The sequence below is a fragment of the Erwinia sp. SLM-02 genome (assembly GCF_037450285.1).
Lineage (GTDB): Bacteria > Pseudomonadota > Gammaproteobacteria > Enterobacterales > Enterobacteriaceae > Erwinia.
This window is the reverse complement of the sequence record NZ_JAQISN010000003.1, coordinates 208,554-226,157: the sequence shown is the minus strand read 5'-3', so window position 1 is coordinate 226,157 and position 17,604 is coordinate 208,554. Positions and strand designations below refer to the sequence as shown.

General features: G+C 55.3%; 19 protein-coding genes. 12 read left to right on the top strand and 7 right to left on the bottom strand.

Annotated features, from left to right (window positions below):
- Positions 1–408 precede the first annotated feature (408 nt).
- Genes PGH32_RS17895 through PGH32_RS17880 form a run of 4 tightly spaced genes read left to right on the top strand, consistent with a single transcriptional unit; the run spans position 409 to position 4,269 of the window.
- Positions 409–1,818, top strand: a complete 1,410-nt coding sequence (locus PGH32_RS17895) for a sugar porter family MFS transporter (protein ID WP_337894737.1) — start codon at positions 409–411, stop codon at positions 1,816–1,818.
- A gap of 23 nt (positions 1,819–1,841) precedes the next feature.
- Entirely contained in the window at positions 1,842–2,855 is a 1,014-nt protein-coding gene (locus tag PGH32_RS17890; protein WP_337894736.1) for a Gfo/Idh/MocA family protein, read from the top strand.
- A 24-nt stretch (positions 2,856–2,879) separates the two neighbouring features.
- A complete protein-coding gene (locus PGH32_RS17885; protein WP_337894735.1) occupies positions 2,880–3,308 on the top strand; it encodes a PTS sugar transporter subunit IIA in 429 nt (142 codons plus the stop codon).
- Positions 3,309–3,327: 19 nt separating this feature from the next.
- Positions 3,328–4,269 (top strand): sugar phosphate isomerase/epimerase family protein, encoded by a 942-nt coding sequence (locus PGH32_RS17880; RefSeq protein WP_314426827.1) that lies wholly within the window; start codon positions 3,328–3,330, stop codon positions 4,267–4,269.
- 209 nt (positions 4,270–4,478) lie between these two features.
- On the opposite strand, the gene PGH32_RS17875 is transcribed toward PGH32_RS17880, so the two are convergent.
- Positions 4,479–4,880 carry an NUDIX hydrolase gene (locus PGH32_RS17875; RefSeq protein ID WP_337894734.1) on the bottom strand — a complete coding sequence of 134 codons (402 nt, stop codon included), beginning with the start codon at positions 4,878–4,880 and terminating at the stop codon, positions 4,479–4,481.
- Positions 4,873–5,460 (bottom strand): LOG family protein, encoded by a 588-nt coding sequence (locus PGH32_RS17870; protein WP_314426822.1) that lies wholly within the window; start codon positions 5,458–5,460, stop codon positions 4,873–4,875. The genes PGH32_RS17875 and PGH32_RS17870 overlap by 8 nt, the downstream gene beginning before the upstream one ends.
- A 287-nt stretch (positions 5,461–5,747) precedes the next feature.
- On the opposite strand from PGH32_RS17870, the gene PGH32_RS17865 reads away from it, so the two are divergent.
- Entirely contained in the window at positions 5,748–6,185 is a 438-nt protein-coding gene (locus PGH32_RS17865) for a DUF4186 domain-containing protein (RefSeq protein ID WP_337894733.1), read from the top strand.
- A 12-nt stretch (positions 6,186–6,197) separates the two neighbouring features.
- On the opposite strand, the gene PGH32_RS17860 is transcribed toward PGH32_RS17865, so the two are convergent.
- Both PGH32_RS17860 and PGH32_RS17855 read right to left on the bottom strand, forming a co-directional pair.
- Positions 6,198–7,523, bottom strand: coding sequence for a type II toxin-antitoxin system HipA family toxin (locus PGH32_RS17860; RefSeq protein ID WP_337894732.1), 1,326 nt, complete (start codon positions 7,521–7,523; stop codon positions 6,198–6,200).
- 4 nt (positions 7,524–7,527) lie between these two features.
- Positions 7,528–7,824: a helix-turn-helix domain-containing protein gene (locus PGH32_RS17855; protein WP_314426816.1), complete on the bottom strand. Its 297-nt coding sequence runs from the start codon at positions 7,822–7,824 to the stop codon at positions 7,528–7,530.
- A 465-nt stretch (positions 7,825–8,289) separates the two neighbouring features.
- On the opposite strand from PGH32_RS17855, the gene PGH32_RS17850 reads away from it, so the two are divergent.
- The 7 genes from PGH32_RS17850 to sorE all read left to right on the top strand — a co-directional run bounded on the left by PGH32_RS17850 (position 8,290) and on the right by sorE (position 14,001).
- A complete protein-coding gene (locus tag PGH32_RS17850) occupies positions 8,290–9,237 on the top strand; it encodes a sugar-binding transcriptional regulator (protein WP_337894731.1) in 948 nt (315 codons plus the stop codon).
- 69 nt (positions 9,238–9,306) lie between these two features.
- The gene (locus PGH32_RS17845; RefSeq protein ID WP_314426812.1) at positions 9,307–10,110 is read left to right on the top strand and encodes an SDR family oxidoreductase; all 804 of its coding nucleotides are present in this window, start codon (positions 9,307–9,309) and stop codon (positions 10,108–10,110) included.
- Between the two features lie 11 nt (positions 10,111–10,121).
- Entirely contained in the window at positions 10,122–10,529 is a 408-nt protein-coding gene (locus PGH32_RS17840; protein WP_337894730.1) for a mannose/fructose/sorbose PTS transporter subunit IIA, read from the top strand.
- The gene (locus PGH32_RS17835; protein WP_337894729.1) at positions 10,529–11,023 is read left to right on the top strand and encodes a mannose/fructose/sorbose PTS transporter subunit IIB; all 495 of its coding nucleotides are present in this window, start codon (positions 10,529–10,531) and stop codon (positions 11,021–11,023) included. Before PGH32_RS17840 ends, PGH32_RS17835 begins: the two co-directional genes overlap by 1 nt.
- A gap of 65 nt (positions 11,024–11,088) precedes the next feature.
- Entirely contained in the window at positions 11,089–11,886 is a 798-nt protein-coding gene (locus PGH32_RS17830) for a PTS mannose/fructose/sorbose transporter subunit IIC (RefSeq protein WP_314426803.1), read from the top strand.
- An 11-nt stretch (positions 11,887–11,897) separates the two neighbouring features.
- Entirely contained in the window at positions 11,898–12,722 is an 825-nt protein-coding gene (locus tag PGH32_RS17825; protein ID WP_337894728.1) for a PTS system mannose/fructose/sorbose family transporter subunit IID, read from the top strand.
- A gap of 49 nt (positions 12,723–12,771) precedes the next feature.
- Positions 12,772–14,001: an L-sorbose 1-phosphate reductase gene (gene sorE / locus PGH32_RS17820; RefSeq protein WP_337894727.1), complete on the top strand. Its 1,230-nt coding sequence runs from the start codon at positions 12,772–12,774 to the stop codon at positions 13,999–14,001.
- Positions 14,002–14,803: 802 nt separating this feature from the next.
- Here the strand turns inward: sorE and PGH32_RS17815 are convergent.
- The 3 genes from PGH32_RS17815 to PGH32_RS17805 are packed head-to-tail and all read right to left on the bottom strand — an operon-like array spanning position 14,804 to position 17,387.
- Complete coding sequence (locus PGH32_RS17815; protein WP_337894726.1) at positions 14,804–15,616, bottom strand: PfkB family carbohydrate kinase; 813 nt, start codon at positions 15,614–15,616, stop codon at positions 14,804–14,806.
- A gap of 12 nt (positions 15,617–15,628) precedes the next feature.
- A complete protein-coding gene (locus tag PGH32_RS17810) occupies positions 15,629–16,603 on the bottom strand; it encodes an SIS domain-containing protein (protein WP_337894725.1) in 975 nt (324 codons plus the stop codon).
- A gap of 4 nt (positions 16,604–16,607) precedes the next feature.
- On the bottom strand, positions 16,608–17,387 hold the full coding sequence (locus tag PGH32_RS17805; protein ID WP_314426945.1) for an ABC transporter substrate-binding protein: 780 nt from the start codon (positions 17,385–17,387) through the stop codon (positions 16,608–16,610).
- Between the last annotated feature and the right edge of the window lie 217 nt (positions 17,388–17,604).

Sequence of the window (17,604 nt, the reverse complement as noted above, 5' to 3'; positions counted from 1 at the left end):
GCAGGCAAAGGCTTATCAATCAGGTCCGCACCCGCCTGTTCACCCACCTCAAAACATTAATTTCGGCACATCTTCATTCTTGCTTTGTCAATCAATGAGCCTGTTAGTGTGATTTAAATCACTCAATAATCTCAAACTCGTGCGTAATTTATGATCTCCGGCACGTTCTGAAATCATATCTTTCCGCCCTCATGGTTTTTTATTTTCACTTTGATGTAACGTAACCTCAACGACAGCACTTTCACTACGTAACAACCCGGTGAAAAATGGATTTCTACTCTGTCCTTCACATTCAGGAAAGGTGACTGAATATTTAGCGCCTGATTTGCGCTATGCAAATTAATTAATCATAACCTAATCGATAATATCGGCTTGTCCCTGTTTGCCTTATAACCAGATGGAACAGTTATGTCTAATAATACAAACCTGCAAAATAATAAACGGATGCGGATGATTACTATCGTCTCGACGATAGGGGGTCTGTGTTTCGGCTATGACACCGGTGTCATTTCCGGTGCATTAATTTTCATGAAATATGATTTAAATCTGACGCCCGCTGAAGAAGGGTTTATTACCTCATTCCTGTTATTCGGCGCAGCCTTAGGTTCATTATTTGGTGGTTATTTCTCCGATAAACAGGGGCGCCGCAAAAATCTGCTGTGGGTCGCCGCCATCTTTATGTTTGGCGCGCTGGGAACCGCATTTGCCTGGGATGTGCCCTCGATGATCGTGGCGCGCTTCATTCTGGGGCTGGCGGTCGGCTGTGCCTCGGTCACGGTGCCGATTTATATCTCCGAGCTGGCGCGGGCTGACCAGCGCGAGCGGCTGGTCACGGTGAACGAACTGATGATTGTGACGGGCCAGTTCCTCGCCTACAGCGTTAACGCCACCATCGTTAACCTTTATCCCGACATGGGCCACAACTGGCGCATCATGCTGGCTATCCCGGCATTACCGGGTGCCCTGCTGTGGATCGGCATGCTGATGATGCCGGAATCGCCGCGCTTCTTCATGCGCAGTGGCGAAACCGAGAAAGCGATTAAGGTATTGAAAACCATTCGCGAACCGGAAGAGGTTGAGCGTGAAATCAGAGAGATCCAGCAGGTCATAAAGGCCGATGCGGTGAAGTTTAATCTCTTTGAAGAGCTGAAAAAGCGCTGGGTGGTACAGCTGCTGTTAATCGGCCTGATGATCGTCCTTGCCACCCGCGTCACCGGGATTAACACCATTATGTATTACGCCCCGACGGTGCTGAAATCGACCGGCCTTGGCGATGCGGCGGCGGTGACCGGCGCGGTCGCCAACGGGGTTGTATCGGTGCTGGCCACGCTGCTGGGCATGATGCTGATAGGCAAACATTCGCGGCGAAAAATGTTCTTTACCGGCCAGGCGGGCGTCACCATCAGCCTGATATTAATCGGCCTGTCCTTTAACGTTTTCTTCCACACCGAAACCCTCAACGGCGTCGATACGCTGCACGCGAATTTTGACGGTGCCAGCTACATCATTCTCGGCTTAATGCTGGTGTTTTTAGTCTTTATGCAGGGATGGATTGCCCCGGTGTTCTGGCTGATGCTGGCGGAAATTTATCCGCTGCGGATGCGCGGGGTGGGAATGGGCTTTGCCGTCTTCGGCCTGTGGATCTTCGACTTTATTATCCAGCTTATTTTCCCGGTCCTGCTCAGCCAGTACGGCGGCGGCATGACCTTCGGCTTCTTCGCTGCCACCAATATCGTCATGCTGGTTCTGCTGGTGAAATATCTGCCGGAAACGCGTGGCCTGACATTAGAACAGATCGAAAAGAAATTTCGTTTTTAACTTAAAGATGTAAGGGAAAAGAAATGACGATAAAAATTGGTTTAATCGGCCTGGGCATGATTGGCCGCGATCACCTTCAGCGTTTTAAAAATGTGATTACCGGCGCGCAGGTGACTGCGGTCTGTGATATTAACCGCGCGGCGGCCGATGCCGTTGCCGCCGAATATCACGCCACGGCGTTTTATGATGCCGACGAGCTGATTAATTCAGACCAGGTTGACGCGATATTTATCTGCTCCATTGGCCCGGTACATAAAGCGCAGATCCTCTCCGCGTTTAAAGCCGGCAAGCCGGTATTCTGCGAGAAGCCATTAACGCCAACCGCCGATGAATCGCAGGAAATTATCGCCGCTGAAGTTGCGGCCGGTAAGCGCCTGCTGCAGCTGGGCTTTATGCGCCGCTTCGACCCGGGCTATCAGGCCCTGAAGCAGACCATCGCCAGCGGCGAGCTGGGAGAGATCATGCTGATCCACTGTGCGCACCGCAACCCGTCGGTACCGGAAAGCTATACGCTGGAAATGGCGGTCAACGACTCGGCCACCCATGAAATCGACATCATTCGCTACCTGCTGAATGAAAATATCGTCTCGGTGCGCGTGGATAAACCACGTAAGAAAACCAGCCGGGCGTATCCGCATCTGCAGGACCCGCTGATTGTGATTTTCGAAACGGAATCCGGGGTGCGTATTGATGACGAGCTGTTTGTTAACTGCAACTACGGCTACGACATCCGCTGTGAAGTGATTGGTGAGAACGCCATCAGCGGGCTGACCGAGCAGGCGCTGACTTACACGCGTTCACCAAACGGCGTCAGCCGCCATATTTCCCAGTCCTGTATGGAGCGCTTCGCCACCGCATACGACCGTGAAGTGCAGAACTTTGTCGACAATATTTCCCGCGGCAGCGCCATGACCGGCCCTTCATCGTGGGATGGCTACGTTGTTGCGCTGGTTTGCGACGCGGGTCTGGCATCGCTGAAAGATGGCCAGAAACATGATGTCACTATTCCAGAGTGCCCTGCCCTTTATTTGGCATAACACAGTCAGTGTCAGGAGAACGCCATGTTGAAATTGTCCGAAGAGGTTATTTATCTGCAGTGCCAGGCCACGACTAAAACCGAGGCTATTAAAATCGCAGCGGATGAGCTGGAAAAGGCAGGCTACGTTAAGCCGGGCTTTTATGAGGCCATGCTGAAGCGGGAAAAAGACGTCTCGACCTGGATCGGCGCGGGCATCTCCTTTCCACACTGTGCCAAAGAACATATCGATCTGGTTAAAAAAACCGGCTTCCTGATTTTCCAGTTTCCAGACGGCGTGAGCTGGGGAGCGGGACAGGTGGTCTTTATTATGGTCGCCGTGGCGGCGACGAAAAATGAACACGTTCAGGTACTGGCGGATATTGCCGATATGCTGGGAGATGATGCCAACACGTTAATTCTCGCCTGCGCTAAGACCAAACGTGAATTTATTGACCAGTTTGAACAGCATTAATTTCTATTAAGGATTTACCATGAAACTTGCATTATGTACCGACGTTCTGGCCGATCTGTCCTTCCCGGATATGCTGGATAAAGTGAAAGGCTACGGCATTTCCGGCGTGGAAATGACCGCCGGCGGCTGGTCCCCGTGCCCGCATGTGAAAACCGAAGAGCTGCTCGGCTCGCCGGAAAAACTGCGCCAGTTCCAGGCAGAGCTGGCCGAACGCGATATCGAAATCGTGGCGCTGAACTGCTCCGGCAACCCGCTGGCACCCGGCGAGCTGGGCGAGAAGCACACTCAAAGCAGCTACCGCGCCATTGAGCTGGCGGGCAAGCTGGGGGTGAAAAAGATCGTGATGATGAGCGGCCTGCCTGGCGGCGGACCGGAAGATCGCGTGCCGAACTGGATCACCTCCACCATCTCCTGGCCTGACTATATGCCGGGCGTGATCGACTATCAGTGGAACGAAGTAGCCATTCCATGGTGGAAAAAATTCGTCCAGCACGCAAAGCAGCACGGGATCGAGAAGATCGCCATTGAAGAGTTCCCGTGCCAGCTGGTGTACAACCCGTCCACGCTGCTGCGCCTGCGTAACGAAGTGGATGAGATGATCGGCATGAACCTCGATCCTTCGCATCTGATTGCCATGGGCGCGGATCCGATCGCCGCGGCGCGTAAGCTGGAAGGCGCGATCTTCCACGTTCACGGTAAGGACGCCCGCATCGAGCGCGGCCTGGCGGACGTTGACGGCCTGATGGAGTATCAGCCGGTCACCAACACCAAAACCCGCACCTGGAACTATGTGGCGGTGGGCTGCGGAAAGGATCTGCTGTGGTGGAAGGAGTTCTTCTCGGTGCTGCGCATGACCGGCTACGACGGCTACGTGTCGCTGGAGATGGAAGATCTGACCATGAGCGTGGAAGCGGGATTACAGACGTCGATTGATGCGCTGAACGCGACGCTGAGCCGCTAAATCGGCTTCGGCTTCGGCTCAGGCTCAGGCTCAGGCTTCAAAGCCTGATTGATATGGGTAACGACATGGCTACGGCGATGCCGTTACCCTCAAAAGATCGGCAATTCGACGCGGTCTGCACACCTTTCTCACGCCACCTGCCAACCTTCACACCAATCCCCTGTCATCCGCTATCAGCCCTGATCTTTTAGCCTTCAGCGGGACAATTATCAAACCGCGGCGTAAACCAGCGGGATAATCTGCTTCGCCGTCAGCGGCGCCAGCATCAGGCTGTCGAACTCTGTCGGAGGCACCCACCTCACCTCTTCGATCTCCGCCGCGGGCTGGAGATCTCCGCTCACGTTATGGATGCGGAAAATATCCGCCACCAGCAGATGACCCGGCTCGTTGGCGGCCACGTCGGTAAACTGCCCCAGCGGAGTCAGATCGCCCGGCGTAATCACCAGATCAAGCTCTTCCCGAAGTTCGCGGATCAGCGCAGATTCCGGTGATTCTCCGGCATCCAGCTTGCCGCCAGGCTGCATAAAGTAGAGCGTGTTACGCTTACGCACCAGCAGCAGGCGCCCGGCATCATCGACGATCGCCGCCGCGGCAATATGCTTATCAACCATGCTGGCTCCCGACTGGCGAAGCCCACTTAGTTGCCGGCGGCGTGTAGTCGTTAAAATAGTCGATGATCTCCGCCAGGCTGTCGGAAAACAGCAGCATATCGATGTAGCTCTGCCTGATAAATCCTTCGGCGGCCATGCGCTCAATCATCGCCTTCAGCGGCTGATAGAAACCGTTCACATCCAGAAACGCGCAGGGTTTATGGTGCATACCGAGCTGCGCCCAGGTCCACTGTTCAAAAATTTCTTCCATCGTACCGGCCCCGCCCGGTAACGCGATAAAGCCCGAAGACAGCTCCGCCATCCGGTGCTTGCGCTGATGCATATTCTCCACCACCACCAGTTCGGTCAGCCCGGTATGGCCAATCTCCCGTTCAAACAGCGCATGGGGGATCACGCCGGTCACGCGCCCGCCGTACTGCAGAGCGGAATCCGCTACCGCGCCCATCAGCCCCACCCGTCCACCGCCGTAAACCACGGCGATATCCCTTTGCGCCAGCAGCTGGCCCGTGGCGCGGGCTGCATTCATATACTCCGGGGAACATCCTTCCGCCGATCCGCAAAAAATGCCGATTGAATTCATCTTTTTTCCTTCGGAATTGTTCTGTTCAAATAAGGCGACTGCCCTTTGTCCCTAAGATACGCGGGAGCAGTCATCGCTGCCAGAAATGGTCACGGCACGTGGCTTTTCCCTGGGGCATCCAGCGGACATCATCGAGGCTACACGGCGTGTATGACCGCCATTCGCGAAGGGGGAGCAGAGGCTGCCGATCGCGTTTTTTCACCGCTTTTCTATTGCCAGCCTTCCGCACAATGGCGCATGCTGCGACGTGATAAATAGACTGCTTCAACGTTGAGTAAGCCCGTTTTATGCCTGCAATCGATCAACTCTTCCAGCGGCTTTCCCGCTCTCCCTTTCGCCAGCGCTTTCATTTAGGCAGTGCGGAATATCGCTATTGTCAGGAAAAAGGCCGGACGCTGGTCGAAGAGCATACCGCTGAGTTTGTCCGCACCCGGCTGGCCCCGGCCGAGCCCGCTAACGATGGGAAACAAACGCCGATGCGCGGCCATCCGGTGTTTATCGCCCAGCACGCTACCGCCACCTGCTGCCGCGGCTGCCTGAGCAAATGGCATGATATCCCGGCACATCAGCCGATGAGCGAACGGCAGCAGCAGTGGGTGTGTGAGGTGATCCTGCACTGGATTAACGATGAAATGCAGCGGCCTGCTCCGCCGGAAAAAATCAGGAAAACGGTGAAAATCGCTAAAAAACCGCAGGAAGATGGCGGGCAGATGGATTTACTGTGAGCGCGTCCGATTTTATGTGTCCTGGGCCAGTCTTTCGCACTGCTGTCGCATACCCACAAAAATAGCCTCGGCGATTTCAGCAGGAAATGAGCCTGGCAACAAAGCGGTCACTTTTTCAATCACTTCCGGCGTTATTCCGATAAGTTCATCGATCATAGAGTCAATGTATTGGCTATCCAGCCCAACTAATTCTCCATGATTAAGCCAGTGTCGCCGCTGGATCCGAAAAAGTTCGTAATAGTTACTGCTACCGCGAACAGCCATGGCCAGCTTACATTTCCTCCAGGCAAGCTGACCCCGTGCCGTGCCGATCACCGGCCATGCGGATAGAACATCATAAAGAGGCGTCAGCTCATATTTGTTTTGCGGTTCAAGCGTAATGCTGAAATTCTTTGCATGCCCATCCGTCGCAGCCAGTAGCCAGAAAATAATCTGCACTTTAAAGAACTGTTCCCTGTCACGCGCCGCCCGCTCTGAATGATTCAGGATGGCCATAATATCGGAAATTCCCGGACCGCCATCCGCCTGATATTTCTTCAGCGGTGAAACCCCCAGGGCCTGGCACAGATCCTCCTGGGGTAGACGAACGATCCATTGACGATCCTGCGACCACCTCCGGTCAAAGCGCTCAACGCTCAACACTTTCTGCTCTTCAAACTGCGCAATATGCGTTTTTGCGACAGGAATACCATAACTTTCAAGGATCAGAGAGCACAGCCATTCATTTTCCACAGAGGTACTCATGTCTGCCTGCATATTGCCGACCAGCCCTAGTGGCAGCTTGAATATATGGGTGGTCGGTGTGTTGCCTTCAGGCAGGCACCACTGCCCATTCTGCCAAAGAAGGGCCGTTTTTTCCTGAGCACCGGCGATAGATAAACGCAAATCGCCAGGTTCAGACTGCCGTCCTGGCAACCCTGTCGTGGTATCGCGCAGTACAGCGGCAACTTCAGCTTCAGAAAGCGGGCGGCAGTTCACTGAGAATAAATGACTGGGATGCTCACCTGCATTCAGTAACTGTATCGCACCAACACAGTCCCTTCCCAGCTCAGCCAGAAGATCGAAAGGCTCAAGACTTTCAGCCTGATAACGCATCGCTAAACGCCTGCGGATCCCTTCGCTATCAGGCAGCAAATTATCAAAATAGTCGCGTACAATACTGCCACGCCAGGGTTGATTACCCGGCGTGAAAGGCAGTGAAAGCGACAGGGGCCTGCCCAACTCGTCATCAATCCACTCAGGCAGATATTCCAGCCGATCCTCTCCCCTGACCTTTTCCCAGAACCCCACATGAATGCCGTTCATCCAGATAGCTAAACGCTGCTGAGTACGCCGCATAGTTTCACCATTTCTCCTGTCTGGCAGGCGAATAGCCTTCTTCCATTGGCTCCTTCACAGCGGTGACCATCGGCGAATAAGGTCCGGCAGAGAGCACCATTTCAATGCCCAGCACAGTAAACACCTTATACAGACGTTCGATGCTGGCGCTGGCAGGATTGGCTTCCAGGCGGGCATAGGTTTGCTGTGTTACACCCAACCTTTCTGACACATCCTTCTGCGTCATCCCTTTTTCCTTACGGAAACCAACCAGCAGCGGCCTCAGCTGATTCAGGGTCTTCAACGGATAAACAGTATTCATAGAGTTTCGACCCTCATTCTAAATCTGTACAAACTATAAGCGACCAGGCCACTTTACACCCGATAAGCTGTTAATGCAAAATACAACTTATAAGCTGTAATCAGCATAAACAGCCCATAGGCTGTACAAAGTGAGCGCAGGCGTAGCGCCTGAAATGGCGAGGAACTTGCCAGAACCATTACCTGCCGAACTAAATGTGATCCATTACGACTTTCTACACAAAAGTGCCTGCCTCCACCGGCTGCAAACATGTCCGCTAAAAAATAACAGAATCAATCAATTAGCGACTACTGCACAAACGTGCCGCCAGACGCCATTTCAATAGACAAATGTGCAATACAATCCACCACGAAACCGGGCTGAAATAAGCGAAAATTACTTTTAAGTCACTCTTTGATCGGGTTATATCAGATCAGAACAGCAAAAAAGTGATTTGCACAAATGTGCAGAAACCCGAGGACGACGATGGAAACCAGCGACGATATCCGCCTGATTGTGAAAATAGCCCAGCTCTATTACGAGCAGGATATGACGCAGGCGCAGATTGCCCGCGAACTGGGGATCTACCGCACCACAATCAGCCGCCTGCTGAAGCGCGGCCGCGAGCAGGGCATCGTGACGATTGCCATCAACTACGACTGCAACGAAAACCTGTGGCTGGAGCAGCAGCTCAAACAGAAATTCGGCCTGAAGGAAGTGGTGGTCGCCTCCTGTGATTCCCTGCTGGAAGACGATCAGCTGAATATGATGGGCCAGCACGGCGCACAGCTGGTCGACCGGCTGCTGGAACCGGGCGATATCGTCGGATTTTCCTGGGGCCGGGCTTTACGTGCGCTGGTCGACAATCTGCCGCAGGCGGGCCAGTCGCGGCATACGATTTGCGTGCCGATTATCGGCGGCCCGTCCGGCAAGCTGGAAAGCCGCTATCACGTGAACACCCTGACCTACGACGCCGCCGCGAAGTTTAAGGCAGAATCGCACCTGGCAGATTTCCCGGCGCTGCTGGACAACACGCTGATTCGTAACGGCATCATGCAGTCAGAACATTTCAAAACCATCTCATCCTACTGGGACAATCTGGACGTGGCGCTGGTAGGGATTGGCTCCCCGGCGATTCGCGACGGGGCCAACTGGCACGCCTTTTACGGCAGCGAAGAGAGTGACGATCTTAACGCCCGCTGCGTGGTCGGCGATATCTGTTCACGCTTTTACGATATCGAAGGGGAAAGGGTGGAAACCAATATGAGTGAAAAAACCCTGTCGATAAACATGACCAGGCTGAAGCAGGCCCGCTACTGCATCGGTATCGCGATGGGAGAAGCAAAATACGCCGGCATCCTGGGTGCGCTGCACGGTAAATATATCAACGGTCTGATCACTAATAAAGAAACAGCCGAGTCGTTACTGAAGTAAAAAAAACAATGTGATTTCACGCGGATTATTCTGCGGGGGATCCCTTTATCAAAAACCAAGGGGCTTATGATGAAAACATGGTTAAACCTGGAAGGGAAAATAATTATCGTCACCGGTGGCGCATCGGGAATTGGCCTGTCGATTGTTGACGAGCTATTAGAACAGGGAGCCAGGGTACAGATGACCGATATCCACGGCGGCGATAAACACCATAACGGTGAAAATTATCACTTCTGGCCCACCGATATTTCCAGCGCGGCTGACGTTAATCAAAGCGTGGAAAATATCATTCAACAGTTTGGCCGAATCGACGGCCTGGTCAATAACGCCGGCGTGAATTTCCCCCGCCTGCTGGTCGATGAAAAAGCACCGGCAGGCCGTTATGAACTGAATGAAGCCGCCTTCGAGAAGATGGTCAATATTAATCAAAAAGGCGTGTTTTTAATGTCGCAGGCCGTGGCCCGACAGATGGTTAAACAGCGTGAAGGGGTGATTGTTAACGTCTCATCCGAAAGCGGGCTGGAAGGATCGGAAGGCCAGAGCTGCTATGCGGCAACCAAGGCGGCGCTGAACAGCTTTACCCGTTCATGGGCAAAGGAGCTGGGTAAACACGGTATCCGCGTGGTGGGCGTTGCGCCGGGCATTCTGGAAAAAACCGGACTGCGTACTCCGGAATACGAAGAGGCGCTGGCGTGGACCCGCGGTATCACCGTGGAGCAGCTGCGCGACGGCTACAGCAAAAACGCGATCCCAATTGGCCGCTCCGGCCGCCTGAGCGAGGTGGCGGACTTCACCTGTTACCTGCTTTCAGAGCGCGCTAGCTATATAACCGGAGTGACCACTAACATCGCCGGTGGGAAAACGCGCGGCTAAGGGGAGGAAATATGGTCAATGTTATTTTTTGCGCCCACGGCCAGCTGGCCTGCGCCGTACTGGATTCGGTACGAATGGTATATGGCGAAGTGAACGTCACCGCCGTGGAGTTTGTTCCGGGGGAAAACGCCGGAGATATCACCGTTAAGTTAGAAAAGTTAGTCAGTGCTCACATTGATGAGGAATGGCTTATTGCCGTCGATCTCCAGTGCGGCAGCCCGTGGAATGCGGCGGCGGCGCTGGCTATGCACAACCCCCGGCTGCGGGTGATCAGCGGCCTGTCGCTACCGCTGGCGCTGGAGGTGGTGGATAACCAGGATGCACTGCCTGTAGATGCGCTGTGTGAACACCTGACCGCCGTTGCCAGCCAGTGCTGCGTGGTCTGGCAGCAGCCGGAAACCGTTGAGGAGGATTTATAATGAACATTACGCTCGCCCGCATTGATGACCGCCTGATCCACGGCCAGGTCACCACCGTCTGGTCAAAAGTGGCCAACGCCCAGCGCATTATTATCTGCAATGACGATGTGTATAACGATGAAATACGCCGCACGCTGCTGCGCCAGGCCGCACCGCCGGGCATGAAAGTTAACGTGGTGAATATCGAAAAGGCCGTCGCGGTTTATCATAACCCGCAATATAAAGACGAAACGGTATTTTATTTATTCACCAATCCGCAGGACGTACTGGCAATGGTTAAACAGGGCGTTAATATTGCCACCCTGAATATTGGCGGCATGGCATGGCGACCGGGAAAAACACAATTAACCAAGGCCGTTTCTCTCGACGAAGGCGATATTCAGGCTTTCACCGAGCTGGATATACTGGGCGTAAAACTGGATTTACGCGTGGTGGCTTCCGACCCGTCGGTAAATATTCTCGACAAAATTAAAGAACACGCTGCCACAGAATAAAAAACAACAGCGCCTGTAACTATGCCGTCACAGGCAGGTACCGTCATATTTCAATGGTGAAAACGATGGAAATAAGTACCCTACAAATAATCGCTATTTTTATTTTTTCCTGTATTGCCGGAATGGGCAGCGTGCTGGATGAATTCCAGACCCACCGGCCGTTAATTGCCTGTACCGTTATTGGCTTAATCCTCGGGGATTTAAAAACCGGGATTATGCTCGGCGGTACGCTGGAGCTTATTGCGCTGGGCTGGATGAACGTCGGCGCGGCGCAGTCGCCTGACTCCGCATTGGCCAGCATTATCTCCGCCATTCTGGTGATTGTCGGCCACCAAAGCATCGCCACCGGTATCGCCATCGCGCTGCCGGTCGCTGCGGCGGGCCAGGTGCTGACGGTGCTCGCCCGCACCATTACCGTGGTGTTCCAGCACGCGGCGGATAAAGCCGCAGAAGAGGCACGCTTCGGCACGATAGATCTGCTGCACGTTTCTGCGCTGGGCGTACAGGCCCTGCGCGTGGCGGTTCCCGCGCTGATCGTTTCGATGTTCGTCAGCGCGGACATGGTCAGCAATATGCTGAACGCCATTCCGGAATTCGTCACCCGCGGCCTGCAAATCGCCGGAGGCTTTATCGTGGTGGTCGGCTACGCCATGGTGCTGCGCATGATGGGCGTGAAGTACCTGATGCCCTTCTTCTTCCTCGGCTTCCTGGCGGGTGGCTACCTCAATTTCAGCCTGCTGGCCTTCGGCGGCGTCGGTGTGATCATCGCACTGATCTACATCCAGCTTAATCCGCAGTGGCGCAAGGCCGAACCTCAGGCCTCCACCGCCTCTTCCTCCTCCCTCGACCAGCTTGATGACTGATGGTGACCCCCATGGAACAGAGAAAAATCACCCAGGGCGACCTGATTAAGATGTTTCTGCGCTCTAACCTGCAGCAGGCGTCATTCAATTTCGAACGTATTCACGGGCTGGGCTTCTGCTACGACATGGTCCCCGCCATCAAGCGGCTTTACCCGCTGAAGGAGGATCAGGTGGCCGCGCTGAAGCGCCATCTGGTGTTCTTCAACACCACGCCAGCGGTGTGTGGCCCGGTGATTGGCGTGACGGTGGCGATGGAAGAAGCGCGTGCCAACGGCGCAGATATCGATGACGGGGCAATTAACGGCATCAAAGTGGGCCTGATGGGGCCGCTGGCGGGCGTCGGCGACCCGCTGGTGTGGGGCACGCTGCGCCCAATTACCGCCGCGCTGGGTGCGTCGCTGGCGCTGTCCGGCAATATCCTCGGCCCGCTGATGTTCTTCTTTATTTTCAATGCGGTACGTCTGGCGCTGAAGTGGTACGGCCTGACCTGGGGCTTCCGCAAAGGGGTCAATATCGTCAGCGATATGGGCGGTAACCTGCTGCAAAAACTGACCGAAGGCGCCTCGATCCTCGGCCTGTTTGTGATGGGGGTGCTGGTGACCAAATGGACCAGCATCAGCGTGCCGGTCATCGTCTCGCAAACGCCCGGCCCGGACGGCGGCACCGTGACGACCACCGTGCAGAACATCCTCGATCAGCTCTGCCCCGGCCTGCTGGCGCTGGGCCTGACGCTGCTGATGGTACGCCTGCTCAATAAAAAAATTAACCCGGTGTGGCTGATCTTCGCGCTGTTTGGCTTAGGGATTATCGGTAACGCGCTGGGCTTCCTGTCCTGATTTTACGCCCCGCGCCGCTGCCGGGGCACACTAAACAATGAGGTGGTTTATGAAAACAACAGCTTTACGCCTGTACGGCAAACGCGATCTGCGCCTGGAAACCTTCGCGCTGCCGGAGATGCAGGACGATGAAATACTGGCCCGCGTGGTGACCGACAGCCTGTGCCTCTCCTCCTGGAAAGAGGCCAATCTGGGCGCGGACCACAAAAAAGTGCCGGACGACGTGGCCACCAATCCGATCATTATCGGCCACGAGTTCTGCGGCGAGATCCTTGCGGTCGGCAAGAAGTGGCAGCACAAATTCCAGGCCGGGCAGCGCTACGTGATCCAGGCGAATCTGCAGCTGCCGGATCGCCCCGACTGCCCGGGCTACTCGTTCCCGTGGATCGGCGGTGGCGCTACCCACGTGGTGATCCCCAACGAGGTGATGGAGCAGGACTGCCTGCTGTCCTGGGAGGGCGATACCTGGTTTGAGGGATCGATGGTTGAACCGCTTTCCTGCGTGATCGGCGCGTTTAACGCCAACTATCATCTGCAGGAAGGCACCTACAACCACGTGATGGGCATTCGTCCGCAGGGCCGCACGCTGATCCTCGGCGGTACCGGTCCGATGGGACTGCTGGCTATCGACTATGCGCTGCACGGCCCTGTCAACCCGTCGCTGCTGGTCATCACCGACACCAATAAGCCGAAAATGAGCTACGCGCGTCAGCACTATCATTCGGAGCCGCAGACCGAACTGCATTATATCGACGGTAACGAAGCCGACTACGATACGCTGATGGCGCTGACCGACGGCAAGGGCTTCGACGATATTTTCGTTTTCGTTCCTAAAGAGCATCTGCTGACCCTTTCCTCTTCGCTGCTCGCCCCGGACGGCTGCGTCAATTTCTTCGCAGGCCCGCAGGATAAAGCGTTCAGCGCGCCGGTAAACTTCTACGACGTGCACTATGCCTTTACCCATTACGTTGGGACTTCCGGCGGCAATACCGACGATATGCGTGCCGCCGTTGAGCTGATGCAGGCGAAAAAAGTCAACGCCGCGAAGATCGTCACCCATATTCTGGGGCTGAATGCGGCAGGGGAAACCACGCTGGATTTGCCTGCCGTGGGCGGCGGGAAAAAGCTGGTGTACACCGGTAAGTCGCTGCCGCTGACGCCGCTGGGTAAGATCGCCGATCCTGAGCTGGCGGCGATTCTGGAGCGCCACCACGGGATCTGGTCCGGCGAGGCGGAGGAGTATTTACTGGCGCACGCTGAGGATATTCGTGTGGAGTGATGGCTAGTATAGCGGGCTGGATGAGTGTTTCACTGTCTGCATGAACGGGGGGCGCTGGCGGGTTGTGCCCCCGAGCGGGCTGGTCCTCTCGCCGCTGCGCGGTGCCTTCACTTCGGTCGTCAGCCTGTCGGACCGGCCAAGATTGGCACTTGTTCCGGGTCGTTTGCAAAGTCAGGAGTTGGAGCTGGCTGGTTGTGCCCCCGAGCGGGCTGGTCCTCGCGCCGCTGCGCGGTGCCTTCACTTCGGTCGTCAGCCTCACGGACCGGCCCAGACGCGCGTCCTGCGCGGCTGGGCCTTTCGGCCACTTCCCTGTGGCCGAATCCTGGCTTCCTCTCTCCATTCAGCGCTGTGGATTGCCCGCCCGGGAGCGCAACCAGCCCGCTTTCTGATTTCCGCGTTGCCTGAATGAAAGAAGAATCCTGGCTTCCTCTCTCCATTCAGCGCTGTGGATTGCCCGCTCGGGGGCGCAACCAGCCCGCTTTCTGATTTCCGCGTTGCCTGAATAAAAAGAGAATCCTGGCTTCCTCTCTTCGTTCAGCGCTGTGGATTATCCGCCCGGGGGCACAGACAGCCTGCTTTCTGATTTCCGCGTTGCCTGAATGAGAGGAGAGTCCTGGCTTCCTCTCTCCGTTCAGCGCTGCGGATTACCCGCTCGGGGGTACAACCAGCCTGCTTTCTGATTTCCGCGTTGCATGATAAAGGCTAAAATGCTGTCATTCATGCAACCGTTTTGCACTTTGAGCAAGAAGTGATGGGGATACTTTATACTCGTCATGGATATCTGCTCTGGCCTGGAACCCACTCAATAGCCTTCCCCATCCCCAAAAGCGCCTTCCAGCAGGCAAATTTTCGCTGCGAAATGTGCCCCGGCACGCAGCGCTGCCGCGATATCTCCCTGCTGGCGGAAATGCAGCAGAAAGGCGGTGATGAACGCATCTCCCGCGCCGAGCGTATCGATCGGTGTGACCGCTTCCGGTGCCTGCTGATACCAGTTTTCCCCGTCAAACAGCAGCGCCCCTTCCGCCCCCCGCGTGGCGACAGCATAGCGGGTGCCCGCCTCAACCGCCTGAATCAGCAGCTCGCGCGTTTCCACCAGAGAACGTTCCGCACAGGAGAAAAATGCCGCGTCCAGCCAGCGGCAGAGCGGCAGCGCCTGTTCGGTCACGAAATCGTCTGAAAAATCATAGGTCAGCCAGCCGGGAAGCTGCGCCAGTTCGGGCAGCTGTTCATCGATGTAGCTATAGCTGCTGGTGTGGATCAGTTCAAATTCCTGCAGCCAGTCGCGATGCTGCAGAATAAACGCCATCGATTCCGTCTGCCGCACACCGCCAAGATTGGAATCAACAAACACCCGTTCGCCCTGCTCGATGGTCAGGCGTGCATAGCCATTTTCACCCGCGACCTGCCGGCAGTAGCAGGTATCAATGCCGCGCGCGGCCAGGGCACGCTGCACGTGATCCGCCGCATCATCGTCGCCGAAAATCCCCAGATAGGCGGCCTCCACCCCCAGCATCGCGGCATAGACGCTGAAGTTCAGCGCATTGCCGCCGGGGTAACGCACGCGCCGGTGTTCATACTTATCGACAACGTTGTCGCCCACGCCAATCACTTTCATCTTACGCTGCCTCTAGTAGTCCACGACACCCATGTAGCGACGGGTCGAAAGCGGATGCTGGCGAATATCGGCCAGTGCCGCGCGGTAGTCGCACATGATGCTGTAAAACAGCACCGGGTTAAAGTAGTCCACCACCGATGCGGGCAGCGCATTCAGGCCCAACTCGCGGGCGTCCACCACCACGGTTTTATCGTTGTAACGGTTCAGGAACGACAGCGCGCGCTGGTCGAGTTCACGCGTACGGCCTTCGTTCATCAGCAGAATAAACGGCACGTGATTGTCGGTGACTTCAAACGGGCCGTGGAAAAACTCGCCGCTGTGGATGGAGGCGGCATCAACACGCTGCATCTCCATCAGCGAGCAGATAGCAAAGCCATAGGCATGGCCGTAAGACGCGCCGCTGGAGAGGACATAGAACAGGGAATCATGCTGATAGCGGTCCGCAAAATCCGTACAGCGATCGGCCACCTGCGTTCGCCCCTGGCGGATCACCGCATCGATCTGCGTGAAACCCTGCTGGAAATCCTGCCACCCGGCATAATCCTCCACCTGGCGCAGCACATCGACACACAGGCTGAGGATCAGCGCCATTGGATTATCGGTTACCGGCGTGTCATCTCCCCACTGGTACAGCAGGTTATGGTCGGCCCACTGCAACAGCTGCGCTTCCGCATTGTGGGTCAGCGTTACCGTTGCCGCGCCCCGCGCTTTCGCCAGCTTCGCCGCCGCGACGGATTCCGGCGTGTTACCGCCGTGCGAGCAGACAATCACCAGCGATGATGCCCCCAGCGCTTTCGGCGTGGCATAGACGAACTCATTGGCGGTCATCATCCACGAACGCAGGATGTCGCTCTGTTCGCTGAGGAAATAATGCGAGGGGTACATATCCACCAGCGAACCGCCGCAGGCCACCAGGAAAACCTGACGCAGCGGGGCGTGGTGAAAATGGCTGTTCATCAGGGAGGCGATAATTGTTTGGGTCTGCATGGCGTTACTCACCGTAGATGTTGAAATTGAAGTATTTTTTCGCTAAACGATCGTAAGTGCCGTTGGCGCGAAGGGTATCGATAGCCTGATTAAACCGAGCCAACAGAGCACTATCCTGCTGGCGAAGTCCGATGCCGGTGCCTGGGCCAAAAATCGCATCGTCTTTGACCTGCGGCTGAATAAGCGTAAAGCCCTGCCCCTGTGGCTTGCTGAGCAGCGCTTCGGTAATCACCACTGCATCGTCCAGCGTGCCGTCAAGGCGACCGTTAATCAGATCGGCATACACCGATTCCGCATCCGGATAGGTGATGACCTCGACGCCCGCGCTACGCCAGTATTTATTGGCATAGGTTTCAAATACCGACCCCTGCTGTACGCCAATACGCTTGCCCTTCAACGACTCCGCCGTGGGATGCAGCGAGCTGTTCTTCGCCGTAATCAGGAAGGCTGGCGTATTGAAAAGCTTGTGGCTGAAAGCGATAGCCTTCTTACGCTCTTCGGTAATCGATAGTGAAGAGAGAATGGCATCGAACTTCTTGGCCTGTAGCGCGGGGATCAGCCCGTCAAAGCTGTTCTGCACCCAGGAACATTGCACGTTCATCTCTGCACAAATAGCATTGCCGAGATCGATATCGAAGCCCACCAGCTGACCGCTGGCGTTTTTCGATTCGAACGGTGGGAAGGTGGGATCGATGCCGAAACGGATCTGTTCCGCAGCCGTTGCCGCGTGGATACTGGCTGACAGAGCAACCGTAGCTGCCAGTACTGCAATAGTTTTTCTTATTTTCATAGCTGTTCCCCTGGTGTTGCATTTATACCAAAAAACATACCATGGATATTGATATACGCTTTTATCGCTTTATATAGCAACAATTATTGCTGGTTAAATACCAAAAAAAACCTCATGGTATGTTATTATTTCTGCCATAGAATACATCAGTAAATTGAATATAATTCTTTAAAACAACATCTTGATATTCATCTTTTTTCATTTTTAACAT

Excerpts from the sequence above, each read along its gene's own strand:
- PGH32_RS17895 (WP_337894737.1), top strand. The coding sequence starts at position 409 with ATGTCTAATAATACAAACCTGCAAAATAATAAACGGATGCGGATGATT.
- PGH32_RS17890 (WP_337894736.1), top strand. The coding sequence starts at position 1,842 with ATGACGATAAAAATTGGTTTAATCGGCCTGGGCATGATTGGCCGCGAT.
- PGH32_RS17885 (WP_337894735.1), top strand. The coding sequence starts at position 2,880 with ATGTTGAAATTGTCCGAAGAGGTTATTTATCTGCAGTGCCAGGCCACG.
- PGH32_RS17880 (WP_314426827.1), top strand. The coding sequence starts at position 3,328 with ATGAAACTTGCATTATGTACCGACGTTCTGGCCGATCTGTCCTTCCCG.
- PGH32_RS17875 (WP_337894734.1), bottom strand. The coding sequence starts at position 4,880 with ATGGTTGATAAGCATATTGCCGCGGCGGCGATCGTCGATGATGCCGGG.
- PGH32_RS17870 (WP_314426822.1), bottom strand. The coding sequence starts at position 5,460 with ATGAATTCAATCGGCATTTTTTGCGGATCGGCGGAAGGATGTTCCCCG.
- PGH32_RS17865 (WP_337894733.1), top strand. The coding sequence starts at position 5,748 with ATGCCTGCAATCGATCAACTCTTCCAGCGGCTTTCCCGCTCTCCCTTT.
- PGH32_RS17860 (WP_337894732.1), bottom strand. The coding sequence starts at position 7,523 with ATGCGGCGTACTCAGCAGCGTTTAGCTATCTGGATGAACGGCATTCAT.
- PGH32_RS17855 (WP_314426816.1), bottom strand. The coding sequence starts at position 7,824 with ATGAATACTGTTTATCCGTTGAAGACCCTGAATCAGCTGAGGCCGCTG.
- PGH32_RS17850 (WP_337894731.1), top strand. The coding sequence starts at position 8,290 with ATGGAAACCAGCGACGATATCCGCCTGATTGTGAAAATAGCCCAGCTC.
- PGH32_RS17845 (WP_314426812.1), top strand. The coding sequence starts at position 9,307 with ATGAAAACATGGTTAAACCTGGAAGGGAAAATAATTATCGTCACCGGT.
- PGH32_RS17840 (WP_337894730.1), top strand. The coding sequence starts at position 10,122 with ATGGTCAATGTTATTTTTTGCGCCCACGGCCAGCTGGCCTGCGCCGTA.
- PGH32_RS17835 (WP_337894729.1), top strand. The coding sequence starts at position 10,529 with ATGAACATTACGCTCGCCCGCATTGATGACCGCCTGATCCACGGCCAG.
- PGH32_RS17830 (WP_314426803.1), top strand. The coding sequence starts at position 11,089 with ATGGAAATAAGTACCCTACAAATAATCGCTATTTTTATTTTTTCCTGT.
- PGH32_RS17825 (WP_337894728.1), top strand. The coding sequence starts at position 11,898 with ATGGAACAGAGAAAAATCACCCAGGGCGACCTGATTAAGATGTTTCTG.
- sorE (WP_337894727.1), top strand. The coding sequence starts at position 12,772 with ATGAAAACAACAGCTTTACGCCTGTACGGCAAACGCGATCTGCGCCTG.
- PGH32_RS17815 (WP_337894726.1), bottom strand. The coding sequence starts at position 15,616 with ATGAAAGTGATTGGCGTGGGCGACAACGTTGTCGATAAGTATGAACAC.
- PGH32_RS17810 (WP_337894725.1), bottom strand. The coding sequence starts at position 16,603 with ATGCAGACCCAAACAATTATCGCCTCCCTGATGAACAGCCATTTTCAC.